Origin of the sequence: Nonomuraea candida (assembly GCF_000725485.1) — a bacterium.
Classification (GTDB): Bacteria; Actinomycetota; Actinomycetes; order Streptosporangiales; family Streptosporangiaceae; genus Nonomuraea; species Nonomuraea candida.
In genome coordinates, this window is sequence record NZ_KL647031.1 from 68,994 (window position 1) to 85,488 (window position 16,495).

Below are 16,495 nucleotides of genomic sequence, written 5' to 3' on the forward strand. Positions count from 1 at the left end.
GCCCGCACTTACTTCCCGAGCAAGAACTGCCTGGTCCTCGAGGCGGTCAAGGAGGACACGACCGCCATCGTGGCGGGCCGGGCCGAGAGGCAGACGCCGCTCGCCGCCCTGCCCGCCCGCTACGCGCGCCGGTCGTTCACGCAGCTGAAGATGGCCGTGCCGGGGAGGTGACGGCCGCGCAGGGGGCTCCAGCCGCCCCACACCCGCTCGTGCCCCTCTGGCCACTCCGGCTCCACCAGCCCGGTGATCGTCAGGCCGGCGGCCACCAGCAGGCTCACCCAGTCGGCCATCGTGCGGTGGTGCTCGACGTAGGTGAGCGCGCCGCGCTCGTCGCGCTCCTCGTACGGCGTCCGGTCGAAGTAGGACCGGTCGGACGTCAGCCCCCTGGGCCCCGGGTCGTCGGGAAAGGCCCACCGGATGGGATGGCTCACCGAGAACACGAACCGCCCGCCCGGCCGCAGCACCCGGCGCACCTCGCGCAGGACGGCCGCCGGGTCGGCCACGAACGGCAGCGCGCCGTAGGCGGAGCAGGCCACGTCGAACGACGCGCCGGCGAACGGCAGCAGCTCGGCGTCGGCCTGCACCACCGGCACCCGCACGCCGCTGTCGAGGTCGATGCGCTGGGAGTGGCGGAGCTGGCGGTGCGAGATGTCGAACGCCGCCACCCGCGCGCCCTGCCGCACCAGCCACCGCCCGCACTGCGCGGCCCCGCAGCCGATCTCCAGCACCCGCCGCCCGCGCACCTCGCCGAGCAGGCGCGCCCCGGCCTCGTCGAGGCCCTCGGGGCCCCACACGAAGCCGTCGTCGCGCAGGAAGTCGCCGTGCTCGACCTGGTAGTCGTCGGCGTTGCCGTCCCACCAGCCGCGGTTGGCCCGCGACGAAGGCGACAGCACTAGCGCATCTTGGGGCCGCGCGGCATGCGGGCGCCCTTGGGCATCGGGCCCTTGGGCATCGGCATGTTCCGCGGCAGCGAACGCAGGCGGTCCTTCACCTCGTTGACCGAGGGCTTCTTCAGGTTGCGCGGCAGCTTCATCAGGTGGCGCTGCAGCTTGCCCAGCGGCACCTGCCCCTCGCCGTCACCGCACTGGATGTCGTAGATCTCGACGCCCAGCACCACCCGCGCGATGCGCTTCTTCTCGGCCGTCAGCATCTTCGCCACCCGGTTGCCCGGCCCCTCGGACACCAGCACGACGCCCGGGTAGCCGACCACGAGGTGGACGAGGTCCTGGTCGCGGTTGACCGCGATGGCCGGGGTCACCTGCCAGTTGCCGCGCATGCCCTGCAGCACGGCCGCCGCCGCCCCGGTCTGCCCGTCCAGGATCGAGTATTGGGCCTTCTGGGCGAGCTGCCCGAACACCACCAGACCCACCGTGAACGCGGCCAGGATGCCGATGAACACGGAATACCACAGGTAGCCCGTGACCAGCCCGATCACGACGACCACAGCCAGCGTGCCCACCGCCGAAAGGAAGACGATGGGCATCCCCTTGGGGTTGGCCTGCTTGATGATCTGCGCGATCATGCGGAGCTGCTTGATGCGCCCCGGCTTCTCTTGGTCCTCGGACTTTGCCATGCTCAGAAGGATACAAACCAACTGGTGCGGGAGGGAAAACGCGCCCCCGGCCGTTCCCGGCCTGTGACTAGATCTTCACCGTCGCCGACAGCCTCAGATCGGCCGCGCTGCGGCCCGCCGCCACCGTGTGCTCGCCCTCGACCGTGCGCCAGCCGTCCTCCCACACCTGGAAGGCCCGCTCCGACAGGAACACGGTGGTGAGCACGGTCTGCCCCGGCTCGGCCGTCACGACGTCGAACCCGGCCAGCGTCCGGCGCGGCCCGGCGTAGACCTGCACGACCTCCCGGCCCGGCCGGTCGCCGGTGTTGGTGACGGCCACGGTCACGGTGGTGCCCTCGGCCGCGATCGAGTCGTAGGACCAGGTCGTGTACCCCAGGCCGTGCCCGAACCAGAACGCCGGCTCCGCGCCCGAGCGCCGCCAGGCCGGATAGCCGATGTCCACGCCCTCGTCGTAGACGACCCGCCCGTCCACCGGCGTCACCGCCGTCACCGGCGCGTCCGCCAGCCGCGCGGGCCAGGTGGTGGGCAGCCGCCCGCCCGGCTCGGCCGCCCCGAGCAGCACGTCGGCCAGCGCCGACCCCGCCTCCTGCCCGGGGAACCAGGTCAGCAGGACGGCCGCCACCTCGTCCCGCCAGGGCAGCTCGACCGGCGAGCCCGCGTTGACCACGACCACCGTGCGGGGGTTGGCCGCGGCCACCGCGCTGATCAGCTCGTCCTGCCGGCCGGGCAGCCGCAGGTCCGCCCGGTCGAAGCCCTCGCTCTCCACCTCCGGCGTGGTCGCGGCCACGACGATCGCCACGTCGCACGCGGTCGCCGCGCGCATGGCCTCGGCCAGCAGCTCGTCCTCGCCGGGGGAGGGGTCGGCGTGCCCCAGCGTGAAGGAGACGATCGCCAGGCCGCCGAGGCGGCCCGACGGGTGCGCCAGCGTCAGCTCGTAGGTCTGTCCCGCCGTCATCGGCACGGCGACCCGCCGCTCGGGCGGCGACAGGAAGGCCGCGGCCGGATCGCCCGCCTCCGGGACGATCTCCGCGTCGAGCACGCTCTCGCCGTTCACGGTGAGCCGGAACGCGCCCGCCCCGATCACCGACAGCTCGTGCTCGCCCGACACCTCCGCCCGGTACGCCGCCAGCAGCCGCACCTCCGCCAGCCGGGCGCCGTCCACGCCGGGCGGCAGGTGGCCGATCCAGCGGGCCTCGCCGGTGGCCAGCGGCTGCTCCGCCAGCAGCGCGCCGTCCCGGTCGAGGAACTGGGCGGTGACGGGGCCGGGCAGCGGGGACAGACGGACGCGGGGGTCGGTGCCGAGGGCGTAGGTGACCTCGGCCCGGCCGGTCAGGCCCGCCAGCGGGGAGACGACGTGCTCGGGGAAGACCTGCGCGCTGCCGCCGCCCATCACGCGCGCCTCGCGGGCGGCGGCGCCGATGAGCGCGATCCGCGTGCCGGGCGCGAGCGGCAGCACGCCGTCGTTGGTGAGCAGCGTGAACGCCCGCGCCGCCACCTCCCGCGCCAGCGCCACCCCGTCGATCTCCCCGCCTCCGGCCACCCGGTCGATACCCCCGGCCCCGGCCACCTCCGCCGGGCCTCCTGGCGCGGCTTGAGGAGCGCCGGCGGGACCCGCCGGGCGTTCACCCGCCGGGTGCAGGGCGCCGGCGCGTTCGGCCAGGCGCAGGATGCGGCGGACGCGGTCGTCCACGGCCGACTCCGGCACCCGGCCCTCCCGCACGGCCGCCTCCAGCCGCCTCCCCCACGGCCCCGACGGCCCCGGCATCGCCACGTCGGTGCCGCCCAGCGCGGCCGCCTCGGTCGAGCGCACCGCCGTCCAGTCCGACACCACGCACCCGTCGAACCCCCACTCGCCCTTCAGCACCCCGTTGACCAGCTCCGCGTGCTCGGTCATGGTGGTGCCGTTCACGCCGTTGTAGGCCGTCATGAGCCCCCAGGCCCCGGCGCGCACCACCCGCTCGAACGGCCGCAGGTACACCTCGCGCAGCGCCCGCTCCCCGACCCGCACGTCCACGGTGTAGCGGTCGGTCTCGAAGTCGTTGGCCACGAAGTGCTTGGGCGTGGTGGCGACCCCGCCCTCCTGCACCCCCTCGACGTACGCGGCGCCGATCTCGCCCGTCAGGTACGGGTCCTCGGAGAAGCACTCGAAGTGCCGCCCGCCCAGCGGGGAGCGGTGCAGGTTGAGCGTGGGCGCGAGCAGGACGTGCACCCCCTTGCGCCGCGCCTCCTGCGCCAGCAGCAGGCCCGCCCGCCCGACCAGCTCCACGTCCCAGGTCGCGGCCAGCGCCGTCGGGCTCGGCAGCGCGATCGACGGGTCGGCGGCGCTCCAGTGCTCACCGCGTACGCCGATGGGCCCGTCGCTCATCACGAGCCGGTCGAGCCCGATCTCGGGCAGCGGCGGCAGCGACCACATGTCGGCCCCCGTGAGCAGCCGGATCTTGGCGGGCAGGTCGAGCCGGGAGATCAGTTCGTCGAAGTCCACGAGCACAGTGTTCATCACAAAACCGAGCACTCGATAGGTTTGTGACCTTTGCGTTATGCAAAGCCCCGGCGGCAACGAGAAAGCCCCGGGCGGACGCCCGGGGCCTCGTGTGGTGGACGGCGGGTCAGGCCGTCCGGTGGGCTCGATGGCCTGCTGGTGGAACGGCGGGTCAGGCCGTCTGGCGGGCCTCGATGGCCTGCTGGTAGAGCCGGCCCGCCCGGTAGGACGAGCGCACCAGCGGCCCCGACAGCACTCCGGCGAACCCGATGGCCTCGGCCTCGGCCTGCAGCTCCACGAACTCCTCCGGCTTGACCCACCGCTCCACCGGGTGGTGGCGCGGCGTCGGCCGCAGGTATTGCGTGATGGTCAGCAGGTCGGTGCCGGCCTCGTGGAGGTCGCGCATGGCCTCGGTGATCTCTTCGCGGGTCTCGCCCATGCCCAGGATCAGGTTGGACTTGGTGACCAGGCCGGCCTCGCGGGCCATCGTGATCACGTCCAGCGACCGCTCGTAGCGGAAGCCGGGCCGGATCCGCTTGAAGATGCGCGGCACGGTCTCGATGTTGTGCGCGAACACCTCGGGCTTGCTGGAGAAGACCTCCTCCAGCAGCTCGCGCCTGCCGTTGAAGTCGGGCACCAGCAGCTCGACGCCGCAGCCGGGCAGCAGCGTGTGGATCTGCCGCGCGGTCTCGGCGTAGAGCCAGGAGGCGCCGTCGGGCAGGTCGTCGCGGGCGACGCCGGTCACGGTCGCGTAGCGCAGGCCCATCTGCCGGACGGACTCGGCCACCCGGCGCGGCTCGTCGCGGTCGTAACCCTGCGGCTTGCCGGTGTCGATCAGGCAGAAGTCGCAGCGGCGCGTGCACTGGTCGCCGCCGATGAGGAAGGTCGCCTCGCGATCCTCCCAGCACTCATAGATATTCGGACAGCCCGCCTCTTCGCAGACCGTGTGCAGGCCCTCCCGGCGCGTGAGCGATTTCAGCTCGGTGTATTCGGGGCCCGTCTTCAGCTTGGTCTTGATCCACGGGGGCTTGCGCTCGATAGGGGTTTCGGCATTGCGCACCTCCAGGCGGAGGAGCTTTCTGCCTTCAGGAGCAACGGTCACCTTCTCAGCTTACGTCTCCCCGGAAGCCGCCCAGCAGGGGGTCAGGAGATGAGGCCGAAGCCGCGGATCGCGCGCGCGTAATGGCCGCCCAGCTCCTGGTCGATGGCCTCGGACCGGGCGGCGTCGAGCAGCTCGCAGTCGGGGGCGCCGGGCAGCACGCCGTCCTCGGTGAGCCGGGACCTGGCCAGCGCGATGCCGCGGATCGCCGAGACGCTCTCGCCGCGCAGCGCCGCCGCCTGCATCGGCGCCAGGTAGCCGCCGCCCCCCGCCAGCTCCTCCAGCTCCGCCAGGTCCTCCTCGGAGGCCGCCCGCAGCGCCAGCGCCCGCTGCCTGGCCAGGGTCCGGCCGTCGCCCGCGCGGGCCAGCCGGGTCAGCACGTAGTCCGCCAGCAGCACCGGGCCGCCGAGCACCCGGCCGAGCAGGCGGCCGAGGATGCCCGCCGCGCCGTAGGACTTGTCCATGTGGTCGAGCGCCAGCGGCGACGCCGCGGCGATCTTGTCCTGGGCCTCCTGCCTGGCGTTCAGCGGCCCGGAGCCCTCCCCGAGCAGCGCGTCCCGCCAGGACTCCAGCGTGGCCAGCGCCTCGCTCACCACCCGCTCGTCGCCCCTGGGCAGCCGCGCGTACGCCGTGGCCAGCAGGGCCACCCGCCCCCTCGGCGACAGCGCCAGCCACAGCGGCAGGCCGAGGTCCAGCACGGGCGTCCTGAGCAGCCCCACGCGGGCGTAGACCGTCCGCGTCGACAGGTCGCTGATCGCGATCTTCCTGGGGCGCTTGACGCCGACCCGGTCGGCCACGCGGTCCGCCACCGCGTACAGCTCCCGGGCCTCGTCGCGGCCGGGCACCTCGGCGTCGGCGGGCAGGCGGCCCAGGTCGGGCCGCAGCGCCCAGCCGAAGGCCAGGCTCACGCCACCGAAGATCCACGACAGGATCGAGCCCGGCGCCGACAGGATCAGCCACGCGCCGAGCACGACGAACCCCAGCGTCAGCAGGTGCACCACGAGCGCGAGCAGCAGGGCCAAGATACGCGTCACATCGGCGATGGTAAGCCGCCGCCCACCTGCCGGGCCACGGGGATTTTCCCGGCCGGGCTCAGCGGCGCAGGAGATCCTCCTCGTGCAGCTCGAACGGCTCCTTGCCGAGCGCCTCGGCCAGCCGCTTCTCCGCGATCGGCAGGACCTCCTCGACCACGATGCGCCGGCCCGTCTCGGCCGACAGCGAGGAGACGCCCACGTCGGGCAGGCCGCACGGGGTGATGCGGTTGAACCAGCGCGGGTCGTTGGCGCAGTTGAGCGCGAACCCGTGCATGGTCACCCCGCGCGAGAGGCGCAGCCCGACCGCGCCGAGCTGGCGGTCGGGCAGGCCCAGCGCCGGGTCGCCGATCGCCCACACCCCGGCCCGGCCCCGCACCCGCCGCGCCGTGACGCCGAAGTCGGCGCACACCTGGATCATCGTGTCCTCGAGCCGGCAGGCGTAGGAGACCACGTCGGTGATGGCCACGATCGGGTAGACCACGAGCTGCCCCGGACCGTGCCAGGTCAGCCGGCCGCCCCGGTCGACGTCGACGACCGGGGTGCCGTCGGAGGGCCGCTCGTGCGGGGCGGTGCGCTTGCCCGCCGTGTAGACGGGCGCGTGCTCCAGGAACAGCACGGTGTCGGTCAGCTCACCGGCGGCCCGCTTGCCGTGCACCCAGCGCTGCAGCGACCAGGCCTGCTCGTAGGGGACGTCGACGCCGAGTCGGACGATGGCGAGTGCGTGGGGATCGTCCCCGTGGATGGGGCGCATGAGCCTATTGTGCCGTTCCCTCACCCTTGAAGGGTAATCAGGGGGTCAGCAAACGAGGCTCGATCCTGAACTCCTTTACCCTTCCCGCACCTTCGTTCTCCACCCGGTACGCGTAGGCGCCCGCCTCCACGCTCACCGCCTGGATGAAGTCGGTGCCCACGTAGTGCAGGCCCACGCCCTCGTCGGCGGCGTAGCCGCCGGGCAGCTCCCCGGAGGCCACCGACTCCTGCAACAGCGGTCTGCGCTGCGGCTCGGCGTTGTAGTGCACCCCGCACGAATAGGGCAGCAGCGCCATGCCCTCGGCCCACACCCGCAGCTCGGGGCCGAAGGAGTCGGTGTTGCCGCCGACGTGCCAGCACAACGCGCCCGCGCTCTGCCCCGACAGCACCACCCCGGACCGCCACGCCTCCTCGAAGGCCTCGTCGAGCCCGTGCAACCGCCACAACGCCATCAGGTTGGCCACACTGCCACCACTGACATAGATCATGTCCTGTTCGAGGATCCACGCCCGCGGATCAGGCACGTTCGGCATGGGGAACACCGTCAGATGGCTCACCTCGACGTCCCACCCGGAGAAGGCGCCGTACATCTTCAACACCCAGTCGGCCGCGTCGCCCATCGCCGTCGCCACCAGGCCCAGCTTCGGCCGGTCCTGCCCGGTCAGGTCGAGGCCGTAACGCAGCAGCGCGCTCGCCTCGATCTGGTTGTGGCGCCTGCTCGGGCGGAACGATCCGCCTCCGATGGCGAGGATGTGCGACTGCCCTGACCGGCTCATGTCAAATTCTCCCAGCTTCTGAAAAGGAACGGCACCCTAGAGTACGGCGCGCAGAGCCTCGTCGAGGTTCGTATGAGCGAAGCGGTAACCCCCGGCCGTCAGCTTGGCCGGCGTGAGCCGGTGACTGGGCAGCAACCCGCCGCGCGCGAACTCGCCCAGCCCCGCTGCCAGCGCGAACGCCGGCACGGGGATCGGCATCGTGCCCCTGCGCAGCGCCTTGCCGAGGGTCCTGGTGAACTCGGCGTTGGTGACGGGCGAGGGGGAGCTGAAGTTGACCGGGCCGTCGATCTCCCGGTGCGCCAGCACGTGCCGCGCGGCCCCCACCCAGTCGTCCAGGCTGATCCACGACCAGTACTGCCTGCCGGACCCGAGCGGCGCCCCCAGCCCCAGCCGGAAGATCGGCAGGATGCGCCCCAGCGCCCCACCGCGCCCGCTCAGCACCAGCGAGGTACGCGCGAGCACGGTCCTGATGCCCGCCTCCGCCGCCCGCAGGGCCTCGCCCTCCCAGCGCTCGCACAGGTCGGCCAGGAAGCCGGCGCCCTTGCCCTGGCCCTCGTCGACGACGCGGTCGCCGGTGTCGCCGTAGAAGTCCATGCCGGAGGCCGACAGCAGCACCCCGGGCGGCCCGGACAGCTCGCGCAGGGCGTCCACCAGCAGCCGGGTGCCCCGCACCCGGCTGTCGACCAGCTCGCGTTTGTACGCCGGGGTCCAGCGCCTGCCCCCGATCGGCGCCCCGGCCAGGTGCACCACGGCCTCGGAGCCTTCGAGCGCGGCCCGGTCGACGACCTGACCCGCCGGGTCCCAGAACGCCTCGTCGTCGTGTCGCGGGCGGTGGCGTACGAGCCGGACGACCTGCCGCCCCTCGGCCCGCAGCGCCTCGACCAGCGCCGTCCCGATCAGCCCCGACGCTCCCGTCACGATGATCGCCATGCCCCCACAGTACGCCGCGGGGACCCGGGCCGCCGGGCGGCGAAACGAAAGGCCGGGCAGCGAAACGAAAGGCCGGGCGGCGAAACGAAAGGCCGGGCGGCCCCGCCAAGGGAGCCGCCCGGCCGATCAGCGCATCACCGTCGCGGGCTCAGGCGAGCCCGAGCTGCGCCTCGAAGCGCCCCTCCTCCAGGCGACGCTTGATCGTCGTCAGGAAGCGGGCCGCGTCGGCGCCGTCGACCAGGCGGTGGTCGTAGGTCAGCGCCAGGTAGACCATCGAGCGCACCGCGATGACCTCGCCCTCCGGCGTGTCGACCACCACGGGCCGCTTCACGACGGCGCCCGTGCCGAGCATGCCGACCTGCGGCTGGTTGAGGATCGGCGTGTCGAACAGCGCGCCGCGGCTGCCCGTGTTGGTCAGCGTGAACGTGCCGCCGGTGATCTCGTCGGGCGTCACCTGGTTGTTGCGGGTGCGCTCGGCGAGGTCGGTGATCTTGCGGGCGATGCCGGCGAGGTTGAGGTCACCGGCGTTCTTGACCACGGCGGCGAGCAGGCCGCGCTCGGTGTCCACCGCGATGCCGAGGTTCTCGACGTCGAAGTAGGTGACCTCGTTGGTCTCGTTGTTGATCGTGGCGTTGAGCTTCGGGTGCTGCTTGAGCGCCTCGACCGTGGCCATCGCGAAGAACGGGGTGAAGGTCAGCTTCACGCCCTCGCGACGGAAGAAGTCGTCCTTCGCCTTCGCGCGCAGCCGCGCGATCTTCGTCACGTCGACCTCGACGACCGACGTGAGCTGGGCCGCCGTCTGGAGCGACTCGACCATGCGCTTGGCGATGGTCTGACGCAGGCGCGTCATCTTCTCCGTACGGCCGCGCAGCGTCGTGTCGACCTGCACGGGCTCGGGCGCGGCGGCCGGAGCCTGCGCCGCCGGGGCGGCGGCCGGGGCGGCGGCCGGGGCGGCGGGAGCCTGGGCGGCCGGCGCGGCCGCGGGCTGGGCGGTGGCCTGCTCGCGCTGGGCCTTGGCGGCCTCCAGGACGTCCTGCTTGCGGATGCGGCCGCCCACGCCGGTGCCGTTGATGGAGTCGAGGTCGACACCGTGCTCGTTGGCGAGCTTGCGCACCAGCGGGGTCACGTAGGGGCTGTCACCCGAGGTCGCCGGGGCGGGGGCGGCGGGCTGCGCCGGGGGAGCGGCCTGCGGCGCGGGGGCCGGGGCGGGCGCCGGAGCCGGAGCCGGAGCCGGAGCGGGGGTCGGGGCCGGCTGCTCCGGAGCGGGCTGCGGGATCGAGGAGGCCGGGGGAGCCGGGGCGGGCTCGGGCTCCGGCTCGGGCTGCGGGGCGGGCTCGGGAGCCGCCTCGGGGGCCGGGGCGGCGGCGCCCGGCTGCCCGTTCTCGTCGATGATCGCAAGCTCGGCGCCGACCTCGACGGTCTCGTCCTCGGCCACAACGATCTTGGTGATGACACCCGCGGACGGCGACGGGATCTCGGTGTCGACCTTGTCGGTCGAGACTTCGAGGAGCGGCTCGTCGGCCTCGACGCGCTCGCCCTCCTTCTTCAGCCAACGGGTTACGGTGCCCTCGGTCACGCTCTCGCCGAGCTGGGGCATCTGTACGGAGACCGGCATCGTTATCTTCTCTCGCGTTCTGATCTCGAGGGCTGGACTTAGTTGTGTACGTGCAGCGGCTTGCCGGCCAGGGCCAGCATCGCCTCACCCATGGCCTCGGACTGGGTCGGGTGTGCGTGGATGAGCTGGGCGACCTCTGCGGGCAGGGCCTCCCAGTTGTAGATGAGCTGGCCTTCGGTGACGAGCTCGCCGATGCGCCGGCCCACCATGTGGACGCCGACGACGGGGCCGTCCTTCTGCGCGATGACCTTCACGGCGCCCGCAGTGCCGAGGATCTGGCTCTTGGGGTTGCCCGCGAGGTCGTAGACCTGCTCGACGATCTCGATGCCGCGCTCGGCCGCCTGCGCCGAGGTGAGCCCGACCGAGGCCACCTCGGGGTCGGAGTAGGTGATGCGCGGCACGCCCGCGTAGTCGATGGGCGGCGGGTTGAGGCCGGCGATGTGCTCGGCCACCATGATGCCCTCGGCGAAGCCGGCGTGGGCGAGCTGCAGGGTCGGGATCAGGTCGCCGATGGCGTAGATCCCGGGCACCGACGTGCGGCAGTGCTCGTCGACCACGACGGCGCCGCGCTCGATGGCGATGCCCTGCTCCTCGAAGCCCATGCCCGCCGAGACCGCGCCGCGGCCCACCGCGACCAGCAGCAGCTCGGCGTCGAGGGTCTTGCCGTTGGCGAGGGTGACGACCACGCCCGTCTCGGTGGTCTTGGCGCTGTCGAAGAAGACGCCGAGCTCGTATTTGATGCCCCGGCGGCGGAAGGCCCGCTCCAGCAGCTTGGAGCTGGACTCCTCCTCGGCCGGCAGCAGGTGCGGCAGCGCCTCGACGATCGTCACCTCCGCGCCGAAGGAGCGGTAGACGCTGGCCAGCTCGACGCCGATGACGCCGCCGCCCAGCACGATCACCGAGGAGGGCACGCGCTCCATCCTGAGGGTGTGCTCGCTGGTGATGACGCGCTCGCCGTCAATCTCCAGGCCCGGCAGCGACCGGGGGGCCGAGCCGGTGGCCAGGACGACGTTGCGGCCCTCGTAGACCTCGGAGCCCACCTGGACGCGGTTGGCGCCGACCAGGCGGCCCTCGCCCTCGACGATCGTCACGCCCGCGGCCTTCAGCAGGCCCTGCACGCCCTTCCAGGCCCGAGTGACGATCTTGTCCTTGAAGGCGTGGACGCCCTGGACGTCGATGCCCTCGAAACGCGCCTTGACGCCGAACGACTCGCTCTCGCGGGTCTCGTCGGCGACCTCGGCGGAGTGCAGCAGGGCCTTCGTGGGGATGCATCCCCTGTGGAGGCAGGTGCCGCCGATCTTGTCCTTCTCGATCAGGGCGACCGACTTGCCCAGCTCAGCCGCCCGCAGGGCGCAGGCGTAACCGCCGCTGCCGCCTCCTAGGACGACGATGTCATAGGCCACAGGAAGGCTCCTTGTCGGGGTGTTCGTGATGCCGTCATCTTTTCATTTGTTTCAGATGCTCGCGTGCCGCTCGGCGAGTCCGATGAGGGTGCGGGTGATGGCGCCCGTGCCGCCCTTCGGGGTGTAGCCGTACGGCTCGCCCTTGTTGAAGGCGGGGCCCGCCATGTCGATGTGGGCCCAGCGCACGCCCTCGGGCACGAACTCCTTCAGGAAGATGCCCGCGGTCAGCATGCCGCCCCAGCGCTCGGGGTGGAGGTTGGCCAGGTCGGCGACCGGCGAGTCGAGGCCCTTGCGCAGCTCCTCCGGCAGCGGCATGCCCCAGGCGCCCTCGCCGGCGGCGCCCGCGGCCTCGACCACGAGCTCCCTGACGGCGTCGTCGTTGGACATGACGCCGGCGGTGCGCCAGCCCAGCGCCACGATCTGGGCGCCGGTCAGGGTGGCCACGTCGACGATCAGGTCGGGGGAGTCCTCGGCGGCGCGGGCGATGCCGTCCATGAGCACCAGGCGGCCCTCGGCGTCGGTGTCGAGCACCTCGACGGTCTTGCCGCTGTAGCTGTGCAGCACGTCGGAGGGACGCTGCGCGGTGCCGCTGGGCAGGTTCTCGGCCAGGCACAGGTAGCCGACGGCGTTGACCGGCAGGCCCAGCCGGGCGATGCCGATCATCGCGCCGAGCACGGCGCCCGCGCCGCCCATGTCGGACTTCATCCAGTCCATGGAGGCCGACGGCTTGAGCGACAGGCCGCCCGAGTCGAACGTGATGCCCTTGCCCACGAAGGCGAGCGTCTTGGCGGCCTCCGGGTGACTGTAGGCCAGGCGGACCAGGCGCGGCGGGTTGGACGAGCCCTGGCCGACGCCGACGAGGCCGCCGTAGCCGCCCTCCCTGAGCTGCTGGTCGTCGAGGACCTCGACGCTCAGCCCGGCCTTGGCCCCCGCCTGCTCGGCCAGCTCGGCGAACTTGGCCGGCCACAGGTCGGAGGGCGGCGTGTTGACCAGGTCGCGGACGAGGGAGACGGACTCGGCCAGCACGCCCGCGCGCTCGGCCACGCTCTCGTCCTGCCCGGAGACCACCGTGAGCTCGGAGACCGGCGCCTTCTGCTCGCCGTTCGTGCGGTAACGGGAGAAGGTGTAGGCGCCGAGCAGCGCGCCGAGCGCGACCGCCTCCGCCTCCTCGGCCGTGTCGGCGGGCAGCGCGAGCGCGGCGCGGGCGGTGCCGGCCAGGGAGCGCACGGCGGCGCCCGCGGCGCGGCGCAGGCCCTCCAGGCCGGGGGAGTCACCCAGGCCGACGGCGACCAGCAGCGGGCTGGCGATGGCGCCGAACGTGGGCAGCTTGGCCAGCTCACCCGCCTTGCCGGTGAAGGCCACGGAGGCGAGCGACGCGGCGAGCCTGCCGCCGAAGGCGGAGTCGAGCGCTTCGGCGCCCACGGCGGGGACGGGGCCGTCCTGACCTGACCGGAAACCGACGATCAGAGCGTCGGTGTCAAGGGAGACGGGATCTGCTGAGTTCAGCCGCACAGTGGTCACGTAAACCGATGCTATCCACGGTTTCTACGGCTCACAAACAGGGGTTCATCCTACCAATCGCGGGCCGTGGTCTCCTGCTGAATGGTGCTAGTGTCATTAGCATCATGCTGCTGACGCTCGATCTCAACGACGCCCGCCCCCTCCACGAGCAGGTGGCAGGCGCGATCCGGCGTGCCATCGGCGAGGGCTCCTACCGGCCGGGCGACCGCCTCCCTCCGGCCCGCGACCTGGCCGCCGCCCTGGGCATCAACCCCAACACCGTGCTGCGGGCCCTGCGCGAGCTGCGCGACGAGGGGCTGCTGGAGTTCAGGAGGGGCCGCGGCGTCAGCGTGGCGGGCCGCGCCGACGGGCGCGCCCTGCTCGCCCAGCGGGCCCGTGAGCTGCTGGAGGAGGCCAAGAAGTACGGCTACAGCCGTGACGACCTCATCACCATCCTGGAGGACCTGACGTGAAAGCCCGTGTCATCGCCGTCGCCTGGTGGCTCCTGGTCGCCGCCGCGCTGCTCCTGGCGCCCCTGGCACTGCGCGACCGGCTGCCCGACCCCCTGGCCACCCACTGGGGGGCGGCGGGCAGCGCGCCCGACGGGTCGAGCTCGTTCACGGGTCACCTGATCACGGTCGAGATCCTCTGGACGGCGTTGTGGCTGGTGATGTTCGTGCTCGGGCGGCGCGGCCGGCACCTGCGCGCGGCGCGGGTGACGTCCTGGTCGTGCCTGATCGGGCTGGGCGTGCTGCTGCTGGGCGTGAACGCCTCCACGCTGGCAGTCAACCTCGACGCCGCCACCTGGCACGACGCCCTGCTGCCCGGCTGGCACGTCCCGGCGGCGCTCGGCGCCACGGTCGTGGCCATGGCCGTGGCCGGCTACGCGGGCCGGGGCCCCGCCGACGAGCCGTCCGCGCCCGTCCAGGCGCCGCCGCGGCTGAAGCTCAGGCGGGGCCAGCGGGCGGTGTGGGTCAGCCGGGTGGTCAACCGGTGGCTGCTGGCGGCCGTCGTCCTGATCGGGGCCGGCACCGTCGTGGCGGCCACGCTGCAACTCGGCGGGATCGCGCCGGAGATCCCCCTGCCGGGCATCCTGCCCGGCGCCGTCATCCTCCTGCTCGCCGGGCTCGCCTCCATGGCCGTCTCCGTCACCGTCAGCGACACCGGCATCAGGATCGGCTTCGGCCCGTTCGGCTGGCCCGCCCGCAAGATCGCGCTGTCGGCGGTCGAGTCGGCCTGGGCGGAGGAGCGCCACCCGGCCGACTCCGGCGGCTGGGGCTTCCGCGGGCTGCCCGGCAACGCCACCATCATGCTGCGCGGCGGCGAATGCCTGGTGCTCCGCTACCGTTCCGGCGGGCGCCTGGCGATCAGCATCGACGACGCCGAGCGCGGCGCATCCCTTGTCAACGCCCTCATCGCGGAGCGTGTGCGGACATGAAAAGACCCCTGCTCGTCTTCATCGCCCTGTCCTTCGGGCTCGCCTGGGCCGTCGCCCTGCCCCTGTGGTTCGGCGGCGGGCTCGGCACGCCGCTGACGCAGCTGCTGGGCACGCTGATGATGTTCACCCCGTCGGTGGGCGTGCTCGGCGTGTGGGCCCTCACGCGCACGCCGTTCCGGCAGTGGGCCAGGGAGACCGGTCTCACGCTCGGCGAGCGCAAGGGCCGCACCGGCCTGCTCGTGCTGACCGCCTGGCTCGGCGTGCCGCTGCTGGCGGCGCTCGCCATGGCGATCAGCGCCGCGACGGGGCTGGTCACGCTGGATCTCGCGGAGTTCAGCCTGTTCCGGGCGGTGCTGCGGGCGCAGGGCGGGGGCGTGCCGGGCGACCTGGGCACGATGGTCGTCGTGCAGATCGTGGTCGCCGCCGTGACCGGGCCCGTGCTGAACGCGATCCCGTCGCTGGGGGAGGAGTGGGGCTGGCGCGGCTGGCTGGTGCCCCGGCTCGTCACCACCAACGGGGTGCTGCCCGGGCTGCTGATGTCCGGCTTCGTCTGGGCCCTGTGGCACGCCCCGCTCACCCTGCTCGGCTACAACTACCCGAGGCTGGGCTCGTGGGCGGCGCTGGCCTTCATCGGCTTCTGCGTGCCCGCCGGGGTGCTGATGGGGTGGCTGCGGCTGCGCACCGGCAGCGTGTGGCCCGCGGTGGTGGCGCACGCCTCGCTGAACGCCGTCGCCACCGTCGCGCTGGTGTCGGTCGGCGACGCCGCCGTCCCGCCGAACGAGCTGCTGGCCGGGATCACCGGCGTGGTCGGCTGGCTCCTGCTCGCCGTCCTCGGCGCGGCGCTGCTGCGCTTCCTCCCGGTACGCGCCCCGCAACCGCCCCGGCCGGCGGCCGGGCAGCCCGCCGAGCCCGCCCCGGAGCAAGCCTGACCGTCGCCGCCACGCGGGCGGGCCTCAGCCGAGGATCGCGTACACCGCCAGCGTGGTGGCGCCGGCCGTCTCGACCAGCGCGCCGAGCACGTCGCCGGTGACGCCGCCGAGGCGGCGCCGGGCGTGGCCGAGCAGCAGCAGCGCCGCCCCCACCCCGGCCAGCAGCGCGACCGGCGCGACGACGATCCCGGAGAACCCCGCCGCGCCGCCCGCGTCGAAGACCGCCTCGGCCGGCTGGACGGACAAGAACGCGTCGCCGAGGTAATGACTCAGGCCGGGCTCCTGCGGGCACCGGTCCGCGAGGCAGGGCGGCCCGAAGGAAGTGACCGTCAGGTCGCGCCCCGGCTCGCCGTCGCCGCCGCCCCAGGCCCGCAGACCCGCGCCGGGGGCGGTGAGCAGGCCGATCACGGCGACGGCCACCAGGGCGGCCACGGTGGCGAGCCAGACGGCCGGGCGGCGTACGGTGCCCGCGACCATCGCGCCCAGCCCGTCGGGCCGCGCGGCGGGCACGCCCGCCCGGCAGGCCCACGTCACCGCCAGCCGCCCCGCCACGCACGCCGTCACCAGCGCCCAGGCCCCGGCGTCGGCGAGCGCGACGACCTGGACGAGCAGCGTGAGCACCAGCGTCATCACGCCGAACGGCCCGATGTCGGACTTCTTCATGATGTCGAGCGCCTGGCCGGACGGCTTGCCGCTGCCCAGCCCGTCGGCCAGGTCGGCCAGCCCATCGAGGTGCAGGCCGCGGGTGAGCAGGGCCAGCAGCCCCACCGCCAGCGCGGCGCCCAGCAGCGGCGGCGCGGGCAGCAGGAGCAGCGGCGCCGCGGCGATCAGGCCGAGCAGCAGCCCCACCGCCGGGGCCAGCGCCATCGCCCGCCCCGCGACCTGCCGGTCCACCCGCTCGACGCGCACGGGCAGCACGCTCAACGTGCCCAGGGCGAACCTCAGCCCGTCCATCAGCCGCATAACACG

15 protein-coding genes are annotated in these 16,495 nt (G+C 73.4%); 3 read left to right on the forward strand and 12 right to left on the reverse strand.

Translation table 11 applies throughout. The features are described 5' to 3' along the window. Positions 1-119 precede the first annotated feature (119 nt). From IO39_RS44230 to IO39_RS44280, 11 genes are all read right to left on the reverse strand, one after another. A complete protein-coding gene (locus IO39_RS44230; RefSeq protein ID WP_043638274.1) occupies positions 120-893 on the reverse strand; it encodes a class I SAM-dependent methyltransferase in 774 nt (257 codons plus the stop codon). Continuing rightward, positions 893-1,573 carry a DUF4191 domain-containing protein gene (locus IO39_RS44235; RefSeq protein ID WP_052424166.1) on the reverse strand — a complete coding sequence of 227 codons (681 nt, stop codon included), beginning with the start codon at positions 1,571-1,573 and terminating at the stop codon, positions 893-895. Before IO39_RS44235 ends, IO39_RS44230 begins: the two co-directional genes overlap by 1 nt. A 67-nt stretch (positions 1,574-1,640) precedes the next feature. Then, on the reverse strand, positions 1,641-4,070 hold the full coding sequence (locus IO39_RS44240) for a beta-glucosidase family protein (RefSeq protein WP_043638280.1): 2,430 nt from the start codon (positions 4,068-4,070) through the stop codon (positions 1,641-1,643). A gap of 154 nt (positions 4,071-4,224) precedes the next feature. Next, a complete protein-coding gene (gene lipA / locus IO39_RS44245; RefSeq protein WP_043638282.1) occupies positions 4,225-5,154 on the reverse strand; it encodes a lipoyl synthase in 930 nt (309 codons plus the stop codon). Positions 5,155-5,195: 41 nt separating this feature from the next. After that, positions 5,196-6,185: a M48 family metalloprotease gene (locus IO39_RS51620; protein WP_157549849.1), complete on the reverse strand. Its 990-nt coding sequence runs from the start codon at positions 6,183-6,185 to the stop codon at positions 5,196-5,198. A 58-nt stretch (positions 6,186-6,243) separates the two neighbouring features. After that, positions 6,244-6,936, reverse strand: a complete 693-nt coding sequence (gene lipB, locus IO39_RS44255) for a lipoyl(octanoyl) transferase LipB (RefSeq protein ID WP_052424168.1) — start codon at positions 6,934-6,936, stop codon at positions 6,244-6,246. 37 nt (positions 6,937-6,973) lie between these two features. Next, positions 6,974-7,711 (reverse strand): Type 1 glutamine amidotransferase-like domain-containing protein, encoded by a 738-nt coding sequence (locus IO39_RS44260; protein ID WP_043638285.1) that lies wholly within the window; start codon positions 7,709-7,711, stop codon positions 6,974-6,976. A gap of 36 nt (positions 7,712-7,747) precedes the next feature. Further along, on the reverse strand, positions 7,748-8,641 hold the full coding sequence (locus IO39_RS44265; RefSeq protein ID WP_043638288.1) for a TIGR01777 family oxidoreductase: 894 nt from the start codon (positions 8,639-8,641) through the stop codon (positions 7,748-7,750). A gap of 148 nt (positions 8,642-8,789) precedes the next feature. Beyond that, positions 8,790-10,256 carry a 2-oxoglutarate dehydrogenase, E2 component, dihydrolipoamide succinyltransferase gene (sucB, locus tag IO39_RS44270; RefSeq protein ID WP_043638291.1) on the reverse strand — a complete coding sequence of 489 codons (1,467 nt, stop codon included), beginning with the start codon at positions 10,254-10,256 and terminating at the stop codon, positions 8,790-8,792. A gap of 38 nt (positions 10,257-10,294) precedes the next feature. Beyond that, positions 10,295-11,659: a dihydrolipoyl dehydrogenase gene (lpdA, locus tag IO39_RS44275; RefSeq protein WP_043638295.1), complete on the reverse strand. Its 1,365-nt coding sequence runs from the start codon at positions 11,657-11,659 to the stop codon at positions 10,295-10,297. Between the two features lie 51 nt (positions 11,660-11,710). Continuing rightward, positions 11,711-13,180: a leucyl aminopeptidase gene (locus IO39_RS44280; protein ID WP_043638296.1), complete on the reverse strand. Its 1,470-nt coding sequence runs from the start codon at positions 13,178-13,180 to the stop codon at positions 11,711-11,713. 104 nt (positions 13,181-13,284) lie between these two features. Here IO39_RS44280 and IO39_RS44285 point away from each other — a divergent pair, with 104 nt between their 5' ends. From IO39_RS44285 to IO39_RS44295, 3 genes are read left to right on the forward strand one after another with little or no spacing between them, the layout of a single operon-like run. After that, positions 13,285-13,632, forward strand: coding sequence for a GntR family transcriptional regulator (locus IO39_RS44285; protein ID WP_043638300.1), 348 nt, complete (start codon positions 13,285-13,287; stop codon positions 13,630-13,632). Continuing rightward, on the forward strand, positions 13,629-14,597 hold the full coding sequence (locus IO39_RS44290) for a hypothetical protein (RefSeq protein ID WP_052424169.1): 969 nt from the start codon (positions 13,629-13,631) through the stop codon (positions 14,595-14,597). Before IO39_RS44285 ends, IO39_RS44290 begins: the two co-directional genes overlap by 4 nt. Further along, on the forward strand, positions 14,594-15,526 hold the full coding sequence (locus tag IO39_RS44295) for a CPBP family intramembrane glutamic endopeptidase (RefSeq protein WP_043638303.1): 933 nt from the start codon (positions 14,594-14,596) through the stop codon (positions 15,524-15,526). The genes IO39_RS44290 and IO39_RS44295 overlap by 4 nt, the downstream gene beginning before the upstream one ends. A gap of 24 nt (positions 15,527-15,550) precedes the next feature. Here IO39_RS44295 and IO39_RS59975 read toward each other — a convergent pair whose 3' ends face one another. After that, entirely contained in the window at positions 15,551-16,489 is a 939-nt protein-coding gene (locus tag IO39_RS59975; protein WP_043638305.1) for an adenosylcobinamide-GDP ribazoletransferase, read from the reverse strand. Positions 16,490-16,495: the final 6 nt, after the last annotated feature.

Coding starts and splice junctions, on each gene's coding strand:
- IO39_RS44235 (WP_052424166.1), bottom strand. CDS start 1,573: ATGGCAAAGTCCGAGGACCAAGAGAAGCCGGGGCGCATCAAGCAGCTC.
- IO39_RS44240 (WP_043638280.1), bottom strand. CDS start 4,070: ATGAACACTGTGCTCGTGGACTTCGACGAACTGATCTCCCGGCTCGAC.
- lipB (WP_052424168.1), bottom strand. CDS start 6,936: ATGCGCCCCATCCACGGGGACGATCCCCACGCACTCGCCATCGTCCGA.
- IO39_RS44260 (WP_043638285.1), bottom strand. CDS start 7,711: ATGAGCCGGTCAGGGCAGTCGCACATCCTCGCCATCGGAGGCGGATCG.
- IO39_RS44265 (WP_043638288.1), bottom strand. CDS start 8,641: ATGGCGATCATCGTGACGGGAGCGTCGGGGCTGATCGGGACGGCGCTG.
- sucB (WP_043638291.1), bottom strand. CDS start 10,256: ATGCCGGTCTCCGTACAGATGCCCCAGCTCGGCGAGAGCGTGACCGAG.
- IO39_RS44285 (WP_043638300.1), top strand. CDS start 13,285: ATGCTGCTGACGCTCGATCTCAACGACGCCCGCCCCCTCCACGAGCAG.
- IO39_RS44295 (WP_043638303.1), top strand. CDS start 14,594: ATGAAAAGACCCCTGCTCGTCTTCATCGCCCTGTCCTTCGGGCTCGCC.
- IO39_RS59975 (WP_043638305.1), bottom strand. CDS start 16,489: ATGCGGCTGATGGACGGGCTGAGGTTCGCCCTGGGCACGTTGAGCGTG.